General features: G+C 71.4%; 15 protein-coding genes. 6 read left to right on the top strand and 9 right to left on the bottom strand.

Annotated features, from left to right (window positions below; translation table 11 throughout):
- Positions 1 to 81 precede the first annotated feature (81 nt).
- Both KK483_RS19220 and KK483_RS19215 read right to left on the bottom strand, forming a co-directional pair.
- Positions 82 to 1,650 (bottom strand): polyamine aminopropyltransferase, encoded by a 1,569-nt coding sequence (locus KK483_RS19220; protein ID WP_262006442.1) that lies wholly within the window; start codon positions 1,648 to 1,650, stop codon positions 82 to 84.
- A gap of 84 nt (positions 1,651 to 1,734) precedes the next feature.
- A complete protein-coding gene (locus KK483_RS19215; RefSeq protein WP_262006441.1) occupies positions 1,735 to 2,253 on the bottom strand; it encodes a DUF2617 family protein in 519 nt (172 codons plus the stop codon).
- A gap of 875 nt (positions 2,254 to 3,128) precedes the next feature.
- Between KK483_RS19215 and KK483_RS19210 the strand changes: the two genes are divergently transcribed.
- The 4 genes from KK483_RS19210 to KK483_RS19195 all read left to right on the top strand — a co-directional run bounded on the left by KK483_RS19210 (position 3,129) and on the right by KK483_RS19195 (position 7,881).
- On the top strand, positions 3,129 to 4,298 hold the full coding sequence (locus KK483_RS19210) for a pyridoxal phosphate-dependent aminotransferase (protein ID WP_262006440.1): 1,170 nt from the start codon (positions 3,129 to 3,131) through the stop codon (positions 4,296 to 4,298).
- 155 nt (positions 4,299 to 4,453) lie between these two features.
- Complete coding sequence (locus KK483_RS19205) at positions 4,454 to 5,839, top strand: NAD(P)-binding domain-containing protein (protein ID WP_262006439.1); 1,386 nt, start codon at positions 4,454 to 4,456, stop codon at positions 5,837 to 5,839.
- A 26-nt stretch (positions 5,840 to 5,865) separates the two neighbouring features.
- Positions 5,866 to 6,330, top strand: a complete 465-nt coding sequence (locus KK483_RS19200; protein WP_262006438.1) for an ArsI/CadI family heavy metal resistance metalloenzyme — start codon at positions 5,866 to 5,868, stop codon at positions 6,328 to 6,330.
- A 501-nt stretch (positions 6,331 to 6,831) separates the two neighbouring features.
- Positions 6,832 to 7,881, top strand: a complete 1,050-nt coding sequence (locus KK483_RS19195) for a mannosyltransferase family protein (protein WP_262006437.1) — start codon at positions 6,832 to 6,834, stop codon at positions 7,879 to 7,881.
- Positions 7,882 to 7,900: 19 nt separating this feature from the next.
- Here the strand turns inward: KK483_RS19195 and KK483_RS19190 are convergent, their stop codons facing one another.
- Positions 7,901 to 8,452: a YbjN domain-containing protein gene (locus KK483_RS19190; RefSeq protein WP_262006436.1), complete on the bottom strand. Its 552-nt coding sequence runs from the start codon at positions 8,450 to 8,452 to the stop codon at positions 7,901 to 7,903.
- 161 nt (positions 8,453 to 8,613) lie between these two features.
- Positions 8,614 to 11,205 (bottom strand): ATP-dependent chaperone ClpB, encoded by a 2,592-nt coding sequence (gene clpB, locus KK483_RS19185; RefSeq protein WP_262006435.1) that lies wholly within the window; start codon positions 11,203 to 11,205, stop codon positions 8,614 to 8,616.
- 159 nt (positions 11,206 to 11,364) lie between these two features.
- On the opposite strand from clpB, the gene KK483_RS19180 reads away from it, so the two are divergent.
- On the top strand, positions 11,365 to 11,778 hold the full coding sequence (locus KK483_RS19180; RefSeq protein ID WP_262006434.1) for a pyridoxamine 5'-phosphate oxidase family protein: 414 nt from the start codon (positions 11,365 to 11,367) through the stop codon (positions 11,776 to 11,778).
- A gap of 158 nt (positions 11,779 to 11,936) precedes the next feature.
- Here the strand turns inward: KK483_RS19180 and KK483_RS19175 are convergent, their stop codons facing one another.
- Positions 11,937 to 12,254: a (2Fe-2S)-binding protein gene (locus KK483_RS19175; RefSeq protein ID WP_242328824.1), complete on the bottom strand. Its 318-nt coding sequence runs from the start codon at positions 12,252 to 12,254 to the stop codon at positions 11,937 to 11,939.
- A gap of 408 nt (positions 12,255 to 12,662) precedes the next feature.
- Here KK483_RS19175 and KK483_RS19170 point away from each other — a divergent pair, with 408 nt between their 5' ends.
- Positions 12,663 to 13,643: a helix-turn-helix transcriptional regulator gene (locus tag KK483_RS19170; protein ID WP_262006433.1), complete on the top strand. Its 981-nt coding sequence runs from the start codon at positions 12,663 to 12,665 to the stop codon at positions 13,641 to 13,643.
- 93 nt (positions 13,644 to 13,736) lie between these two features.
- Here the strand turns inward: KK483_RS19170 and KK483_RS19165 are convergent, their stop codons facing one another.
- Genes KK483_RS19165 through dnaK form a run of 4 tightly spaced genes read right to left on the bottom strand, consistent with a single transcriptional unit; the run spans position 13,737 to position 18,002 of the window.
- Positions 13,737 to 14,201, bottom strand: coding sequence for a heat shock protein transcriptional repressor HspR (locus KK483_RS19165; protein ID WP_262006432.1), 465 nt, complete (start codon positions 14,199 to 14,201; stop codon positions 13,737 to 13,739).
- 4 nt (positions 14,202 to 14,205) lie between these two features.
- Positions 14,206 to 15,393, bottom strand: coding sequence for a molecular chaperone DnaJ (dnaJ, locus tag KK483_RS19160; RefSeq protein ID WP_262006431.1), 1,188 nt, complete (start codon positions 15,391 to 15,393; stop codon positions 14,206 to 14,208).
- A 45-nt stretch (positions 15,394 to 15,438) separates the two neighbouring features.
- Entirely contained in the window at positions 15,439 to 16,134 is a 696-nt protein-coding gene (grpE, locus tag KK483_RS19155; protein WP_262006430.1) for a nucleotide exchange factor GrpE, read from the bottom strand.
- A complete protein-coding gene (gene dnaK, locus KK483_RS19150; RefSeq protein ID WP_262006429.1) occupies positions 16,134 to 18,002 on the bottom strand; it encodes a molecular chaperone DnaK in 1,869 nt (622 codons plus the stop codon). Before dnaK ends, grpE begins: the two co-directional genes overlap by 1 nt.
- Between the last annotated feature and the right edge of the window lie 157 nt (positions 18,003 to 18,159).

Raw genomic sequence — 18,159 nt, 5'->3', positions numbered from 1 at the left:
GCAGAACCGGCACACCTCGCGCCGCAGACGCGAGCGGCGGCTCCGCCCCTCCGACGCGGCGGAAGCCGCAAAAGTGCCCCGTCACTCCCCGTACCGCGGATGCACCAGCGTCGACGCCGGCAGCCCTTCCATCCGCTCGGGCGCGAGATCCACCGCGCCCGGGCCCAGCCGGGGCGGTGGGCCCGCCGTCGCCAGGACGAAGGCGCGGGCGGGGTGGGCCGGCGCGCGGTAGGGGGTCGTCGCGAGACCCGCCGCGCGCATCGTGGACTCGACCGTCCAGTACGCTCGCGCGTCCGCGCCGATCGCGCCCGCGTGCACCGCCACCCGTCCGCCGTCCGCGAGGACCCCCGCCGTGAGGCCGTAGAACTCCTGGGAGTAGAGCTTCGCGCCGGGCGCGGTGCCCGGCTCGGGCAGGTCCGCGATCACCACGTCGTATCCGCCGCCCCCGTCCCCGCCCCTGTCCCCGCACCCGTCCCCGCCCTGCGCGGCGCCCCTCAGCCAGGCGAACGCGTCCGCGTACACCACCCGCAGCCGCGCGTCCCGGAACACCGCACCGTTCAGCGCCGACAGCGCCGGATCCGTGCGGGCGAGCCGCACCATGCCCGGATCGCGCTCGACGAGGGTCACCGTGCGCACGCCGGGATACCGCAGCACCTCGCGCGCCGCGAGGCCGTCTCCGCCGCCGAGGACGAGCACCCGGGCGTGCGGCCCGCGCATCGCCGGCCGCACCAGCGCCGGCTGGTACCGCGCCTCAGCCCGCCCACTCGCCCGCAGCCGGCCGTCCAGGAAGAGATCGAGCGGCCCCTGGCGCGCGCCGGTGAGCACGACCTCCTGCTGTCCCGTGCGCACGGCGACCCGCACCGGCTCGCCGTACACCGCCCGCCGCGCCGCCGACTCGAAGTCCGCGGCCAGCACGGTCGCGGTCGCCAGCAGCGCAAGCACCGCCACATTGCCGATCAGCAGCCACCAGCGCGCCCGCGACGAGAGGTCCCGCCGGAACAGGCACAGCACGAGCGCCGCGCCCGCCACCGCGTTCACCGCGCCCGTCAGCAGCGCGCCGGTCAGCTGTCCGAGCCAGGGCAGCAGCAGGAACGGAAAGGCGAGTCCGCCCACCAGCGCGCCCACATAGTCCGCCGCGAAGAGGTCGGCGACCGTGCCCGCCGCGTCGTGCTCCCCGTCGGCGCGCCGCGACGTCCGCTGGATCAGCGACATCAGCAGCGGGATCTCCGCCCCGATCAGCACGCCGATCGCGAGCGAGAACGCCACCAGCGCGTACCGCGCCTCGTCGAACCATGCGAACGCCGCGTACAGCACCAGCGCCGAGCTGCCGCCGATGAGCGCGAGCGCCGCCTCCACCAGCCCGAATCCGACCGCCGCATGGCAGCGCAGCCGCTTGGCGAACAGGGAGCCGAGACCCATCGCGAAGACCATGACGGACAGCACGACGCTGGCCTGGGTGACCGAGTCACCGATCAAGTACGAGGCGAGGGCGACGAGTTCGAGTTCGTACACCAGCCCGCAGGCGGCGCAGACGAAGACGACGAGGAGGACGGGGAACCGGCCCGCGCCGGGACGGACGGGCGGCCGCGCCCCGCCCTGGAGCCGTCGCGCCCCGCCCCGGGCGGGTGCTGACACAGGCGGGTCGATCATGCCGTAACGCTACGTCACACATCCGTCGCATCACGTCACCCACACGGGTGCAACTGCATCGAAATGCCATGAGGATGTGTGGAATCAGCGCGCAGCGGGCATGCGCGCGCCCACCCGCGTCCGGGTCACCACGAGCTGCCCCTCCTGCGGGTACGCATGCCAAGTGCGCCACCGCACCTGGCCCTCCAGCCGCTGCGCCACCATGGCCGTGAACGCGTGCGGCGAGCCGGGGAAGGTCCCCGCGAGCCCGTTCGGATGGTCCGCGACCAGCGCGAGGAGCTCCTGCGCGCGCCCCGCGAAGGAGCCCTGCGACAGCGTCTCGACGCGCGCCGCGAACTCGTAGTCCCACACGCCGATCCGTTTGGCCACACCCAGCGGCAGCGGCGTGCTGCTGCCGGGGATGCAGGCGACGGTCTCGGAGCAGACGCCCTGCTCCTCCTCCAGCAGCACCTGGTGCGATGCGCCCAGCAGTCTCAACTGGAGCTTCGCCCCTTCCAGTTCCAGGTCCAGCTCGGCGAGGGCGGGCAGCGGCTCCCGCCCCAGCGCCCAGGCCAGATCGGCCGCGCGGGTGTCGGTGTAGGAGGTCTTCAGGGTCGTGAGCATGGGTCGGCTCCGCAAACACGCGTAACGGGTAGACGGGCGGTCCGGGGGCGCCCCGGAGGTGGCACACAGGAGTGGGGACCGCCTGCTCGGGTCCGGATGGAGGGTCCGAGGGCTGGATGTTCTCGACAGCGAGGGAATCATGAAGTGCGCGGCGCTCACAGCGCTTTTACCCAACTTCACGTGCTTTCCATCCCCTCGGGGGCCTTACGGTTCAACTGTTCAACCGAATCCCCTCCGGAATGTCCGTGACCACGCGGGATACGTGCATAGTGCGTCAACATGGCGACGCCCGGGGGGAGTTCACTCCTCTCCCACCCGGGCGTCCTTCTGCCGCGGTGCGCGGCGGACCAGCTGCCCCGTGTCAGCTGCCTCCGCCCCCGCAGCCTCCTCCGCCCCCGCAGGAGGAGGAGCTGCTGCACGAGGAGGAGCTACTGCACGAGGAGCCACCGCTTCCGCAGGCGGCGCCCCCGCCGTGCGAGGAGCCACCGCCGCTCCCCGCCCACCAGCTGCCGCGCCGCGACCGGCTCCGGCCGACACCGCGGGCGCCGCTCCGGCCCGCCGCCCTGACCACGGCCACCAGGACCGCGGCCAGCGCGACCGCGATGATCAGTACCAGCATCGCCCTCACCGTCCCCCTTCGTTCCCCGTGCGGTCCCCGCTTGCGCGGGTCCCGTCGCTTGCGTGACAGGGGGATGCCCCCGGCCCTCACGGCCCAAAGCAGACTTGAGCTAGTCCAGAGGTTCCGCGCAGGATGGCGGCCATGACCTCCGGCGAGCGTCTCGTTCCCCGGGATGCGCAAGCGGAGCGCCCGTCCGGGCATGGGCCAGGATGGCACTCGAAGGATCGACGGACACCCGGTTGAGGACGGTGGAGACATGGGCGGCAGGCCGCTGCTGAACCGCAGGCTGGACGGGCTCGGGACGACGATCTTCGCGGAGATGTCGGCACTGGCGACGGCGACGGGCGCGATCAACCTGGGTCAGGGCTTCCCGGACACGGACGGCCCGGAGTCCGTACGCGAGGCTGCCGTGCGGGCCCTGCGCGACGGCCGGGGCAACCAGTACCCGCCGGGTCCGGGCGTCCCGGAACTGCGCGCCGCCATCAGCGACCACCAGCGCCGCTTCTACGGCCTGGACTTCGACCCCGACACGGAGATCCTGGTCACCGCGGGGGCGACCGAGGCGATCGCGGCGACCATGCTCGCGCTGCTGGAGCCCGGTGACGAGGTGATCGCCTTCGAGCCCTTCTACGACTCCTACGCGGCGTGCATCGCGATGGCCGGCGCGAAGCGCGTACCGCTCACCCTGCGCGCCCCGTCCTTCCGTCCGGACCTGGACGAGCTGCGGGCCAGGATCACCCCGCGGACCCGCCTCCTGCTCCTCAACACCCCGCACAACCCGACCGGCACGGTCCTCACCGCCGAGGAGCGCACCGCCATCGCCGGGCTCGCCGTCGAACACGACCTGCTCGTCGTCACCGACGAGGTCTACGAGCACCTGGCCTTCGACGACGCCGTCCACGTCCCGATCGCGACGCTCCCCGGCATGCACGAGCGGACCGTCTCCATCTCCTCGGCCGGCAAGACCTTCTCCTTCACCGGATGGAAGGTCGGCTGGGTCACGGCCGACGGCCCCCTCGTCTCTGCGGTCCGGACGGCGAAGCAGTACCTGACGTACGTCAGTGCGGGCCCGTTCCAGTACGCGATCGCCGAGGCGCTCCGCCTGCCGGACTCGTACTTCGACGGCTTCCGCGCCGACCTGCGACGTAAGCGCGACCTGCTCGCCGACGGCTTGCGTGCGGCCGGGTTCGAGGTCTACCGGCCCCAGGGCACCTACTTCATCACCACCGACATCACCCCCTTCGGCGAGAAGGACGCCTATGCCTTCTGCCGCTCCCTCCCCGAACGCTGCGGTGTCGTCGCCGTCCCCAACTCCGTCTTCTACGACGACCCGGAGGCCGGCCGCAGCCAGGTCCGCTTCACCTTCTGCAAGAGGGACGACGTCCTCCGCGAGGCCACCAGCCGCCTGCAACGCCTGGCGTCCTGAGCCCACGCCCTCTCGTCCCGAATGCGCATGCGCGGCCGGCCGTCCGCACGACCCCCTCCTACTTCGATCCCTGCCTATGTTGACGGTCGTCGAATCAGGCGCCATGCTGGCAACGCAAGCCATCGACGGGTGTCGAAACAGACTGGGGATTCGCCGTGACCGAGCCGATTACCGAGGTGCCCACCGACGTCCTGCCCACCGTGGTCGTCGGGGCCGGCCCGATCGGCCTGGCCGCTGCCGCACACCTCGTCGGGCGGGGCCTGGAGCCCCTGGTCCTGGAGGCGGGGGACGCCGCAGGTGCCGCCGTGCGGGAGTGGCGTCACGTGCGGCTCTTCTCCACCTGGGCCGAGGTGGTCGACCCCGCGGCCGCGAAGCTCCTGGCCCCCACGGGCTGGATCAGCCCTGACGGTGCGACGTACCCGACCGGAGGCGACTGGGCCGAGCGGTACCTTCAGCCGCTGGCGGACGTGCTGGGCGAGCGCGTCCGCTACGGCGCCCTCGTCACCGGCGTCTCCCGCGCCGGCCGCGATCGCGTCGTGGACGCCGACCGCGAACAGCAGCCCTTCACCGTGCACATCCGGGGCGTCGACGGCACCGAGGAGCGGATCACCGCCCGCGCGGTCATCGACGCCTCCGGCACCTGGTCCACCCCCGGCCCGATCGGCGGCGACGGCCTCCACGCCCTCGGCGAGCGCACCGCATCGGACCGCGTCCGCTACCGCGTCCCGGACCTCGATGACCCAGCCGTCAGGGCGCGTTACGCGGGCAAGCGCACTGCCGTCATCGGCTCCGGCGCCTCCGCCTTCACCGCCCTCGCCTCCCTGGCGGGCCTGGCCGAGACCGCCCCGGACACGCATGCCGTGTGGATCCTGCGGCGCGGCATCTCCGGCTCCACCTTCGGTGGTGGCGAGGCCGACCAGCTCCCCGCACGCGGTGCGCTGGGCCTCGCCGCCAGGGCCGCGGTGGAGGACGGACACGCCGACGCTGTCACAGGCTTCCGTACCGAGGCCGTCGAACGCGACGCCGACGGCCGGCTGGTGCTGGTGGCCGAGGACGGACGCCGTCTGGACGCGGTCGACGAGGTCATCGTCCTCACCGGCTTCCGGCCCGACCTCTCCTTCGTCTCCGAGCTGCGCCTCGGTCTCGACGAGCGCCTCCAGGCCCCTGTCGGGCTGGCACCGCTGATCGACCCGAACGTCCACTCCTGCGGCACCGTCTACCCGCACGGGGTCAACGAGCTCTCGCACCCGGAGGAGGGCGTCTACCTGGTCGGTATGAAGTCCTACGGCCGCGCCCCGACCTTCCTCGCCATGACCGGCTACGAACAGGTCCGCTCCATCGCCGCCGCCCTCGCCGGCGACCGGGAAGCCGCAGAGCGCGTGGAGCTGACCCTGCCCGAGACGGGGGTGTGCGGCGGCGCCGGACTCTTCGACGAGCCCGAGACCACCCGGGCCGGCGACGACGGTGGCGGCTGCTGCGCCGCACCCGCCACCCTGCAGATCGGCATCGGCGCCCCGGCAGCCGTATCGGGCGGCTGCTGAACCCCACCCGCGCAAGGAGGTACACGATGTCCCGCGTACAGCTCGCCCTTCGCGTCCCGGACCTCGACGCGTCCGTCGCCTTCTACACCAAGCTCTTCGGCACCGAGCCCGCCAAGCTCCGCGACGGCTACGCCAACTTCGCCATCGCCGAGCCCCCGCTCAAGCTCGTCCTCATCGAAGGCGCCGGCGACGAGGCGACGCGCATGGACCACCTCGGCGTCGAGGTCGACACCACCGACGCCGTCCACGCCGCCACCACCCGCCTCGGCGAGGCGGGCCTGGCCACCACCGAGGAGTCCGACACCACCTGCTGCTACGCCCTCCAGGACAAGGTCTGGGTCCACGGCCCCGGCCGGGAGCCCTGGGAGGTCTACGTCGACAAGGCCGACGCCGACACGCTCGACGAACAGCAGGGAAGCACCTGTTGCTGCGGCGAGCCCGCCTCCACAGGCTCCGGCGCGGACGGGCCGATGGCAGCCGGCTGCTGCTGATCCGCCGCTGCCACCCCGCCACGCCCCACGTCGCCGCGACCGGAGCCGGGGACCGGTCGCGGCCACGCGCCGCACTGCTCGCGCTGGGCACGGCCGCCGGCAGCAGCCGGAACTCCCCGCCTGCGACCGGCCGGCAACCGGCTGGTCCGACGGACCGCACGGGGACGCGGGCCTGGCCGCCGGCTGAAACAGCGCGGCTACGTGCCGGACCCGCCGCCGTCAAGGCGGCACACGTACGCGGCGGCCTTCCGGGCCGGAATCCACCCGGACGGCCGCGCAGCGCTCGCGCCGCCACCGCGCGCCGCTGAAGGTCGGGTTGACTGACCGATCACGCGCGCACGGAGGTGTCCCCTGTCCGCCGAGACGTTCGACAAGTCAGCGTCCGACAAGGCAGCGTCAGTCGATGCCCTGGCCGGTGCCCGGCCCGTTCCCCACTGGCGCGCCGCCCTGTACCGGGCGGCGCCCGCGCTGGGGCTGTTCGCCGCGGCCCGGCTCCTCGGGATGCTCCTGATGGCCCTCTGGGCCTGGCGCATCGACAAGTCCCCGCGGGCCCTGCTCGCCACGTCCTGGGACTCCAACTGGTACGCCCGGATCGCCTCGCACGGCTACGGGCACACGCTGCACTGGCCGGACGGCGCCGTCCAGTCCGATCTGGCGTTCTTCCCGCTCTACCCGGCGCTCATCAGGGCCGGCAAGGCCCTCCTGCCGGTGGCAGGCGGCACGGTGGGCCTTGCGCTCTCCTGGGTGGCGGCCGGCGTCGCGGCCTGGGGGATCTACGCCATCGGCGAGCGGCTGCACAACAGGACCGTCGCGACCGTCCTCGTGCTGCTGTGGGGGCTGCTGCCGCACGCGATCGTGCTGTCGATGGCGTACACGGAGCCGCTGTTGTGCGCCTTCGCGGCGTGGTCGCTGTACGCGCTGCTGACCCGCCGCTGGCTGTGGGCGGGGACGCTGGCGGCGCTCGCCGGGCTGACGAGACCGAACGGCGTCGCGGTCGCCGCGGCGGTCGTCGTGGTGGCGGCGTACGAGCTGGTCAGACGCAAGGGGGCGGGCGGCTGGCGGCTGTGGGCCGGGGCGGCCCTGGCGCCCGCCGGATGGCTCGGCTACCTGCTGTGGGTCGGGTCCCGCACGGGCGACCCGCTGGGCGGCTACTTCGCGGTGCAGAGCGGCTGGACGTCGCGGTTCGACCTGGGGGCCGGTTCGCTGCTGGTGGTGCGGTCGATGGTGACCACACCCGTCTTCTTCGGCTTTCCGATGGCGCTGATGATCGTGGGGGCCGGAGTGCTGCTCTTCGCCCTGTTCGTCATGGACCGGCCGCCGCCGGCGCTGCTCGTCTACACGGGCGTGCTGGTGCTGATCACGGTCGGCGGTTCGGGTTTCTTCGAGTCCAAGCCGCGCTTCCTGCTGCCGGCTTTCCCGCTGCTGCTGCCGCTCGCGACCGCACTGACGAAAGCCCGGCCGAGGGCGGCGATCACCGTGATCGCCGCCCTGGCCGGGCTGTCGTTCGGCTACGGGGCGTATCTGCTCACGCTCGGGCCGATGGCGCTGTAGCCACGGGCCGGGCGGGCCCTCAGGCGTCGTCGGCGGGCTTCTCGTCCTCGGCGGCGTCGGCGCTCGCGGGCGCGAGTCCGAACTGCTCAGCGAGCCACTTGTCGAACTCGATCGACGCGCGCACCCAGCTGACGGTGGACGACACGAAGTGCTCCAGGCTGACGCCCATGCCGATCAGCATCTGGGCCTCGCCGATGAGGCGGACGGAGACCGGCTTGCCGTCCTCCTCGTGGGTGTGCGTGTAGACCTTGGGCCACAGGGTGCGGCGGTTCCAGTCGTCGATCGCGTCCAGAAGCTTCGCCCGGTCCTCAAGGGCGTGCGGACGGTCGTAGAACGTGCGCACCGAGAAGACCTGCTGGTCCTCCTCACCGCGGAACATGAAGTAGGTGCGGAACTCCTCCCACGGCGCCGCGAGGTCACCCTCGTCGTCGACGACGTACTTCAGTTCCATCTGGTCGAGGAGCTGCTTGACCAGGTCCTGGTCGGGCACCACAGGACCCGCCGGTCCTGCGGCCTGGGGCTGCTGGGGCTGGCCCCCGAAATTCGGAATCGAGGACGGGTCGATGCTCACGGGGTGTTTCCCTTCGTACGGATGCGGCCATCCTCTCCCATGCCGGGCGGGGGCTGGCAACCCCCACCGGTCCCCGGGCGCGACGTGTCCGAATCGGGACGTGCGGCCGGTGTGCGGCAACGCGGGCCGGGGCGGCGCCCCGGCCCCCGCACCGCACCGGCTCACTGCACGCGGCCCACGAGCAGGTCGTTCTCGAACCGGTCGACGCGGACCGTGTCGCCGTCCTTGATCTCGCCCGCGAGGATCTCCTTCGCGAGCCGGTCGCCGATCGCCGTCTGGACGAGGCGCCGCAGCGGCCGCGCCCCGTAGGCCGGATCGTTGCCCTCGTCGGCGAGCCACTCCAGCGCGGCCGGGGTGACCTCCAGCACCAGCCTGCGCTCGGCCAGCCGCCGCGCGAGGCGGTCGATCTGGAGCTCGGCGATACGGCCCAGCTCCTCCTTGGTCAGGGCCGAGAAGACGACCAGATCGTCCAGCCGGTTGAGGAACTCCGGCTTGAAGGACGCCCTGACGACCTCCAGCACCTGCTGCTTCTTCTCCTCCTCGCTTGTCAGCGGCTCCACCAGGTACTGGCTGCCCAGGTTGGAGGTGAGGATCAGGATGGTGTTGCGGAAGTCGACCGTGCGGCCCTGGCCGTCGGTGAGCCGCCCGTCGTCCAGGACCTGGAGCAGCAGGTCGAAGACCTCGGGGTGGGCCTTCTCCACCTCGTCGAGCAGGATCACGCTGTACGGGCGCCGGCGCACGGCCTCGGTGAGCTGGCCGCCCTCCTCGTACCCCACGTACCCGGGAGGCGCGCCGACCAGCCGGGCGACGCTGTGCTTCTCGCTGTACTCCGACATGTCGATGCGGATCATCGCCCGCTCGTCGTCGAAGAGGAAGTCCGCCAGCGCCTTCGCCAGCTCGGTCTTGCCGACACCGGTCGGGCCGAGGAAGAGGAAGGAGCCGGTCGGCCGGTCGGGGTCCGCGATCCCGGCCCGGGAGCGCCGCACCGCGTCGGAGACGGCGCGCACCGCCTCGGTCTGGCCGATCAGGCGCCTGCCCAGCTCGTCCTCCATGCGCAGGAGCTTCTGGGTCTCGCCCTCCAGCAGCCGGCCGGCCGGGATACCGGTCCAGGAGGCGACGACGTCGGCGATGTCGTCCGGGCCGACCTCCTCCTTGACCATCGTGTCCTTCGCCGCCTCCTGCTGCGCCTCCGCCTCCGTGGCCTCGGCGAGCTCCCGCTCCAGCCCCGGAATCTCCCCGTAGAGCAGCTTGGAGGCGGTGTCGAAGTCGCCGTCGCGCTGGGCCCGCTCCGCCTGGCCGCGCAGCTCGTCGAGCTTCTCCTTCAGCTCACCGACCCGGTTGAGGGACTCCTTCTCCTTCTCCCAGCGCGCGGTCAGGCCGCGCAGCTCCTCCTCCCGGTCCGCGAGGTCGCGCCGCAGCTTCTCCAGACGCTGCTTGCTCGCCTCGTCCGTCTCGCTCTTGAGCGCGAGCTCCTCCATCCGCAGCCGGTCGACGGAGCGCTGCAGCTCGTCGATCTCGACGGGCGAGGAGTCGATCTCCATACGGAGCCGCGAGGCGGACTCGTCGACGAGGTCGATGGCCTTGTCGGGCAGGAAGCGGGAGGTGATGTACCGGTCGGACAGGGTCGCGGCGGCGACCAGCGCGCTGTCCGCGATCTGCACCTTGTGGTGCGCCTCGTACCGGCCCTTGAGCCCGCGCAGGATCGCGATCGTGTCCTCGACCGTCGGCTCGGCGACCAGCACCTGCTGGAAGCGGCGCTCCAGGGCGGGGTCCTTCTCGATCCGCTCGCGGTACTCGTCGAGGGTCGTGGCGCCGACCATGCGCAGTTCGCCGCGGGCGAGCATCGGCTTCAGCATGTTGCCCGCGTCCATCGCGGAGTCGCCGCCCGCGCCCGCGCCGACGACGGTGTGGAGCTCGTCGATGAAGGTGATGATCCGCCCTTCGCTCTCCTTGATCTCGGAGAGGACGGTCTTCAGGCGCTCCTCGAACTCGCCCCGGTACTTCGCACCCGCAACCATCGCGCCCAGGTCGAGCGAGACGAGCCGCTTGTCGCGCAGCGACTCGGGCACATCGCCCTTCACGATCCGCTGGGCGAGCCCCTCGACGACGGCGGTCTTGCCGACGCCGGGCTCACCGATCAGCACGGGGTTGTTCTTGGTGCGGCGCGAGAGCACCTGCACCACCCGGCGGATCTCCTGGTCACGGCCGATGACGGGATCGAGCTTGCCCTCACGGGCCGCGGCCGTGAAGTCCGTGCCGAACTTCTCCAGGGCCTTGTACTGGCCCTCGGGGTCGGGTGTCGTCACCCGTCGCCCTCCTCGTGTCCTCTCGAACGCCTCCAGCAGCCTCTGCGCCGTGGCCCCCTGCCCGGACAGCACCTCGCCGGCCCGCCCGCCCTTGGCCGCGACACCGATGAGCAGGTGCTCGGTCGACACATAGTCGTCGCCGAGCTCCTTCGCACGGGTCGTGGCGTCGGCGATCACGGCGAGCAGTTCCCGGCTGGGCTGCGGGGGCGCGACGGTCGAGCCGGTCACGCTGGGCAGGTCGGCCAGGACCCGGTCGGCCCCGGAGCGCACCGCGGCCTGGTCGGCGTCGACGGCGGCCAGCAGGTCGGTGATGTTCTCGTTGTCCTGGCCCGCGAGGAGCGCGAGCAGAAGATGCGCGGGGGTCAGATCGGCGTGCCCGTCGGACACGGCCCTGGTGGAAGCGGCATTGAGCGCGTCCCGGCTCCTGTTGGTCAGCTCGGCGTCCACGTGCGGTCTCTCCTCCTCAGCTGCGTCTGAGCGGCGTCGTACTGCTGCATGACGCCTCCTCTGTCCATGACTCGTCCAGCGTACACAAAGTTGAGTCTATTCCACTCAAGGTCCATCCAGGGCTACTAAACGGGCAGCTCCGGCGGTAGGTTCCAGGGCATGGCCATCGATCCGCGCAGCCCGGACCCGTCGTATCTCAGCTTCTGGCGGGAGTACCACATGTGCACCCTGACCACCCCGCGGCCCGACGGCACCCCGCACGTCGTCGCGGTGGGCGTCACGTACGACCCGGAGGGCGGCGAGCGGGGCATCGCCCGCGTCATCACCAACAAGCACAGCCGCAAGGTCGCGAACATCCTGGCAGCCGCCCCGGAGCCGGCCCCGGTGGCGGTCTGCCAGGTGGACAAGGGCCGCTGGGCGACGCTGGAGGGCCGCGCCACGGTCCGCACGGACCCGGAGGCGGTCGCGGACGCGGTGGCGCGCTACGCGGAGCGCTACGGCCGCACCCCGGCCCCGAACCCGGACCGGGTGGTCATCGAGATCGCGCTTACCCGTGCGATGGGCCGCGCCTGAGTCGCGCCCCTGCCGGGGCCGGAGCAGCGCCGGAGCCGGGCCGGAGCAGCGCCCGTGCTGTGCGCGCACAGCACAGCGGCGCCATCGTGTTTCAGGTCCACGATGGCGCCGCTGTGTGGGGGAAGTACCTGAGCGATCTTGAACGACGGGGGAACCGCTCAGGCACTGCGGGGGGTGGCGGTGGTGGTTTGCGGTTCGACCAGCTGGTGGTCGCGCTGGTCGAGATTGACGAAGATCATGCCGTACCTGATGGCACAGCGAACGGGTTGCGGAGCCCCGCGGGGCCTCCGGAGGCACCGGTACGCGCGGATCTCCTCGTCGTCACCGCGGTTGATCACGACCGGTTCGCCGAGGAGGGTGACCATCAACGAATCGCCACGGTGCGGCACCGCCGTGACGAGGTCGATGAAATGCCACCCGGAGCGGTACGCGGTCGCCATCTCACGGCGGAAACGAGGATCCTCGGGAACCGTCATGCCTGCGCGGACCCCCAACCCGGGTCCGCGGCCGGAGCCGCTCCCCAGCCAGGATCCGGGAGCGTGCGCGGCACGCTTCCCCAGCCCGGGTCGCCCTGAACCGTCTGCGGTGCGAGCTCCCAGCCCGGGTCCGGCATTTCCCAGCCCGGGTCAGGCGCCGCCGTGGTCACCTGCGTACCCAGCCCCCACCCGGGGTCCTCGGCCGACGCCGCCACTCCCACCGCCGCAGCAGCAAAGAGCGCGACACCGACTACGGTGCGTATGAGCTTCTTGGCCATGACCGAGCAACCTCACTTGAAGGTGATTCCTACGGCTCCCCCGCAGCCATGACGATGGCTCACTCTCCACGTTTCCACCACTCGCCCAATGCATCATGTTCCTGTATTGCAAAAGCCTGGGGGTGTACAGATGCGGTCGGAACGGGACAATCAGGGGCACCCTCATACACATGCGGAGCTGTGCGAGGCCGGCTCCCGGCTCTACGCGAGCGCACTGCGGACCGGGCGCATCGCCCGGACGGAGGTGGCCTCCGCGCCCTGCCTGATCGACCTGGACCTGCTCCGTCCCGACCCCGACGACGCCCAGTGGCTCCGCCCGGTTCCGCCCTCCGCGGCACTGGCCCAGCTGCTGCTGCCGATAGAGAACGAAATCCAGGAGCGTAGACGGCTCACCGTAGAACTGTCCGACGCGTTTGAGCCATTCATGACCATCAGCGCGCAGGACCCCTCGACGACCCACGCGATAACCGTGCTCGAAGGGCTCCCCCGGATCAACGCCAGCCTGGACCGCGTCGTCGCCGAGTGCACGTCGGAGCTGCTGACGGTGCAGCCGGGCAGCGGGCGCAGCGCGGCCACCTTCGGCGAAGCGCTGCGCAGGGTCAGGCCGCTGCTCGGCCGGGGCATCACGATGCGCACGCTCTACCAGCACACCGCCCGCCATCAGCCGATCACACTGGCCTATCTGGAACGGATCGGGCCCGAGGTCGAGGTGCGCACGCTGGAGGAGATCATCGACCGGCTGATCATCGTCGACCGCAAGGTCGCGTTCGTCCCGGCCAGCCGGGACCGCCAGGTCGCGCTCGAACTCCACCACCCGGGCCTGGTCGAGTATCTCGTCGGTGTCTTCGACCAGTTCTGGATGCAGGCGATACCGCTCGACGACCCCGTGACGTACGAGCCCAACGTGAACGGCATCAGCGGCGTGCAGCGCGCCATCGCCCGGCTCCTCGTCGAGGGCCTCGTCGACGAGGCCATCGCCCGCCGCCTCGGCATGAACGTCCGCACCTGCCGCGCCCACATCGCCAAGTTGGCCTCGTGCCTCGGCAGCGGTTCGCGGGCGCAACTCGGCTTCCTCATCGCCCGGTCCGGAATCCTGGAGCAGGACAGCTGAGCGCCCGCACCCGGTGACATGCCGAAGGGCCCGGTGCCGTGCACCGGGCCCTTCGGACGAACTGCCTTGCTGCCTCGGGCTGCCTCGGGCGTCCTACTGCTCGCCGCGCTTCGGCCGCCACACGACCAGCGCGCTCGCCTGCTGCACGTCCTGGTACGGCACCAGATCGCGCCGGTACGAGGCGTGCACCTGCGCCTCGCGCTGCTGCATCGCCACCGCCGCGCCCTCCACCGCCGCCGAGAGCTCGGCGACGCGCGCCTGGAGCGCCGCGACCTGGTTCTCCAGCTCGATGATGCGCTTGATACCGGCCAGGTTGATGCCCTCGTCCTGCGACAACTGCTGCACCTGGCGGAGCAGTTCGATGTCGCGGGCCGAGTAACGGCGGCCACGGCCGGCCGTCCGGTCCGGGGAGACCAGGCCGAGGCGGTCGTACTGCCTCAGCGTCTGCGGGTGCAGGCCGGAGAGCTGGGCCGCCACCGAGATGACGTACACCGGCGTCTCGTCGGTGAGTTCGTAGGCCCTGCCACCGAATCCCGGCTGTCGACGTCGGCCGTCCATCGTGTCACGCTCCCTTCGCAGCCTGGAACAGTTCTGCCCGCGGATCCTCGCCCTCAGTCGCCTTCCGGTATGCCTCCAGGGCCGAACGCGCCTCGTCGCCGAGGTCCTTCGGCACCGCGACCTCGACGGTGACCAGGAGGTCGCCCCGGGTGCCGTCCTTGCGGACGGCACCCTTGCCGCGGGCGCGCATCGTGCGCCCGTTGGGAGTGCCGGCGGGCAGCTTCAGCGTGACCGGGGACCCGCCGAGCGTCGGCACCTTCACCTCGCCGCCGAGCGCCGCCTCCGTGAAGGAGACCGGCACCGTGACGGTGAGGTTGTCGCCCTTGCGCCCGAAGACCGGGTGCGAGTCGACGTGGACGACGACGTACAGATCGCCGGCCGGGCCGCCGCGCTCGCCCGGGGCGCCCTTGCCGCGCAGCCGGATCCGCTGGCCGTCGCTCACCCCGGCGGGGATGCGGACCTGCATGGTCCTGGACGACTTGGCGCGGCCGCTGCCGTGGCAGACCTCGCACGGGTTCTCCGCGATGAGACCGCGGCCCTTGCAGTCCAGGCACGGGTCGGTCAGCGAGAACGAACCGCTGCCGCCGCGCGAGACCTGGCCGGTGCCGACGCAGGTCGGGCACACCCGCGGCGTGCCGTTCTTGTCGCCGGTTCCCGAGCACGCCTTGCAGGGCTGCTGGCTGGACATCCGCAGCGGGACCGTGGCCCCGTCCACCGCCTCGGTGAAACTGAGCGTCACCTCGGACTCGATGTCCTGGCCGCGGCGCGGCTGGGTGCGGGCGCCCGCCCCGGCGCCGCGGTTGAACAGTCCGCCGAAGACGTCCCCGAGCCCGCCGCCGAAGCCACCGGCACCACCGGCGCCGCCGCCCCCGGCCTGAGCGCCTCCGAAGAGGTCGCCCAGGTCGAAGTTGAACGTGCCGCCGGCGCCGGGACCGCCGGCCCTGAAGCCACCGTTGCCGAACAGGGCGCGCGCCTCGTCGTACTCCTTGCGCCGCTTGGGGTCGCCGAGCACGTCGTTGGCCTCGGAGATCTCCTTGAAGCGCTCCTCGGCCTTGGTGTCGCCCTTGTTGGCGTCCGGGTGGTACTCACGGGCGAGCTTCCGGTACGCCTTCTTGATCTCGGCCTCGGTCGCGTCCTTGGGGACGCCGAGAACCTTGTAGTAGTCCTTCTCCACGAAGTCCTTCGTGCTCATCGACGTCCCTCCTCTCGGACACGTCCTCGTACGCAACCGATCACGTCAGCCCTCGCCCGGGCCACCGCTCTCCTCGTCGGCCGACTGCTCGTCCTTCGGCGCCGCGGGCGCCGCAGGTGCCGCACCCGGCTGGGGCTCGGCGACCGCGACCCGCGCGGGGCGGATGGTGCGCTCGCCGATCCGGTAGCCCGGCTGCAGGATCGCCACACAGGTCGTCTCGGTGACGTCCGGCGCGTACGAGTGCATCAGGGCCTCGTGGACCGTCGGGTCGAAGGGCTCGCCCTCCTTGCCGAACTGCTGAAGGCCCATCTTGGCGGCGACCGTCTCCACCGATTCGGCCACCGACTTGAAGCCGCCCACCAGCTCGCCGTGCTCGCGGGCACGGCCGATGTCGTCCAGGACGGGCAGGAGCTCGGTCAGGAGCTGCGCGACGGCGATCTCCTTGACCGTGATCCGGTCCCGCTCCACACGACGGCGGTAGTTCTGGTACTCGGCCTGGAGCCGCTGGAGGTCCATCGTGCGCTCGTTGAGCGCCGTACGGAGCTGGTCCAGCTGGGCCGTCAGGCCGGCGGACTGCGCACCCGCCTGCGCTGCCTGGGCAGCCTGATGCGCGTTCTGTGCCGCGTCCCCGGCCGGGGCCGCCCCCTCCGTGGAGGGGGAGGCGGCCTGCGCCGCTTCGTCCGGAGTGGCGCCGGAGGGGACGTCAGGCTTCTCGTCGAAGCCCTGGGTCTCCTCCGTCATCAGGCAGCGCCACCCTTCTGGTCCTTCTCGTCGTCGACGATCTCGGCGTCCACGACGTCGTCAGCGCTGTCGGAGGGCTGGGCTGAACCGTCACCGGCGCCGCCCGCGGCCTGCTGGGCCTGCGCGTCGGCGTACATGGCCTGGCCGAGCTTCTGGGAGACGGCCGCGACCTTCTCGGTGGCGGTGCGGATCTCCGCCGTGTTGTCGCCCTCGGCGGACTCACCCTTCAGCTTCTCCTTGAGCTCGGTCACCGCCGTCTCGACCTCGGTCCTGATCTCGCCCGGGACCTTGTCCTCGTTGTCCTTGAGGAACTTCTCGGTCTGGTAGACGAGCTGCTCGGCCTGGTTGCGGGTCTCCGCGGCCTCGCGGCGGCGGTGGTCCTCCTCCGCGTACTGCTCGGCCTCCTGGCGCATCCGGTCGACCTCGTCCTTGGCGAGCGAGGAGCCGCCGGTGACGGTCATCTTCTGCTCCTTGCCGGTGCCGAGGTCCTTCGCGGTCACGTGCATGATGCCGTTGGCGTCGATGTCGAAGGAGACCTCGATCTGCGGCACGCCGCGGGGGGCCGGCGGGAGGCCGGTCAGCTCGAACATGCCGAGCTTCTTGTTGTACGCCGCGATCTCGCGCTCGCCCTGGTAGACCTGGATCTGCACGGACGGCTGGTTGTCCTCGGCCGTCGTGAAGATCTCGGAGCGCTTCGTCGGGATCGTGGTGTTGCGCTCGATGAGCTTGGTCATGATGCCGCCCTTGGTCTCGATACCGAGGGACAGCGGGGTCACGTCGAGGAGCAGGACGTCCTTGACCTCACCCTTGAGGACACCGGCCTGGAGGGTGGCGCCGATGGCGACGACCTCGTCCGGGTTCACTCCCTTGTTGGCCTCCTTGCCGCCGGTCAGCTCCTTGACGAGCTCGGCGACGGCCGGCATACGGGTCGAGCCACCGACGAGGACGACGTGGTCGATCTCGGACAGCTGGATGCCGGCGTCCTTGATGACGTTGTGGAACGGCGTCTTGCAGCGGTCCAGCAGATCGGCGGTGAGCTGCTGGAACTGGGCGCGCGTGAGCTTCTCGTCCAGGTGCAGCGGGCCCTCGGCGGACGCCGTGATGTAGGGCAGGTTGATCGTCGTCTCGGTGGACGAGGACAGCTCGATCTTGGCCTTCTCAGCGGCCTCGCGGAGGCGCTGGAGGGCCATCTTGTCCTTGGACAGGTCGACGCCGTGGCCATTGGCGAACTGCTTCACCAGGTAGTCGACGACGCGCTGGTCCCAGTCGTCGCCACCGAGGTGGTTGTCACCGTTGGTGGCCTTCACCTCGACGACGCCGTCACCGATCTCCAGGAGGGACACGTCGAAGGTGCCGCCACCGAGGTCGAAGACGAGGATCGTCTGGTCGTCCTTGTCGAGGCCGTAGGCGAGCGCGGCGGCCGTCGGCTCGTTGACGATGCGCAGGACGTTGAGGCCCGCGATCTCACCGGCCTCCTTGGTCGCCTGGCGCTCGGAGTCGTTGAAGTACGCCGGGACGGTGATGACCGCGTCCGCGACCTTCTCACCGAGGTACGCCTCGGCATCCCGCTTCAGCTTCTGCAGGATGAAGGCGGACATCTGCTGCGGGTTGAAGGTCTTGCCGTCGAGCTCGATCTTCCAGTCCGTGCCCATGTGACGCTTCACGGACCGGATGGTCCGGTCGACGTTGGTGACCGCCTGACGCTTCGCGACCTCGCCGACGAGCACCTCACCGTTCTTGGCGAAGGCGACGACGGACGGCGTGGTCCTGGCGCCCTCGGCGTTGGTGATGACGGTGGGCTCGCCGCCCTCCAGAACGCTGACGACGGAGTTAGTCGTGCCCAGGTCGATGCCGACCGCACGTGCCATTTCAATTCCTCCAGTGGGACTGACTTGAGTGGAACTGGCTCAAGGATGCATCACTGGCCCCAACGAGTCAACAGAGCTGAGTCGACCCGACTCAACTATGGTGCGTCCACCCCGCGGGCACATCGCCCTGGCGCCCGGCGCGGCCTGCGGCTACGGC

Origin of the sequence: Streptomyces sp. FIT100 (genome assembly GCF_024584805.1) — a bacterium.
Lineage (GTDB): Bacteria > Actinomycetota > Actinomycetes > Streptomycetales > Streptomycetaceae > Streptomyces.
The sequence above is the reverse complement of the archived record's forward strand: the minus strand, read 5'-3'. Positions and strand labels throughout refer to the sequence as shown.

Excerpts from the sequence above, each read along its gene's own strand:
- dnaJ (WP_262006431.1), bottom strand. The coding sequence starts at position 15,393 with ATGAGCACGAAGGACTTCGTGGAGAAGGACTACTACAAGGTTCTCGGC.
- dnaK (WP_262006429.1), bottom strand. The coding sequence starts at position 18,002 with ATGGCACGTGCGGTCGGCATCGACCTGGGCACGACTAACTCCGTCGTC.
- KK483_RS19175 (WP_242328824.1), bottom strand. The coding sequence starts at position 12,254 with ATGACGGTTCCCGAGGATCCTCGTTTCCGCCGTGAGATGGCGACCGCG.
- KK483_RS19200 (WP_262006438.1), top strand. The coding sequence starts at position 5,866 with ATGTCCCGCGTACAGCTCGCCCTTCGCGTCCCGGACCTCGACGCGTCC.
- KK483_RS19195 (WP_262006437.1), top strand. The coding sequence starts at position 6,832 with ATGCTCCTGATGGCCCTCTGGGCCTGGCGCATCGACAAGTCCCCGCGG.
- KK483_RS19210 (WP_262006440.1), top strand. The coding sequence starts at position 3,129 with ATGGGCGGCAGGCCGCTGCTGAACCGCAGGCTGGACGGGCTCGGGACG.
- KK483_RS19170 (WP_262006433.1), top strand. The coding sequence starts at position 12,663 with ATGCGGTCGGAACGGGACAATCAGGGGCACCCTCATACACATGCGGAG.
- KK483_RS19180 (WP_262006434.1), top strand. The coding sequence starts at position 11,365 with ATGGCCATCGATCCGCGCAGCCCGGACCCGTCGTATCTCAGCTTCTGG.
- KK483_RS19215 (WP_262006441.1), bottom strand. The coding sequence starts at position 2,253 with ATGCTCACGACCCTGAAGACCTCCTACACCGACACCCGCGCGGCCGAT.
- KK483_RS19165 (WP_262006432.1), bottom strand. The coding sequence starts at position 14,201 with ATGGACGGCCGACGTCGACAGCCGGGATTCGGTGGCAGGGCCTACGAA.
- grpE (WP_262006430.1), bottom strand. The coding sequence starts at position 16,134 with ATGACGGAGGAGACCCAGGGCTTCGACGAGAAGCCTGACGTCCCCTCC.
- KK483_RS19220 (WP_262006442.1), bottom strand. The coding sequence starts at position 1,650 with ATGATCGACCCGCCTGTGTCAGCACCCGCCCGGGGCGGGGCGCGACGG.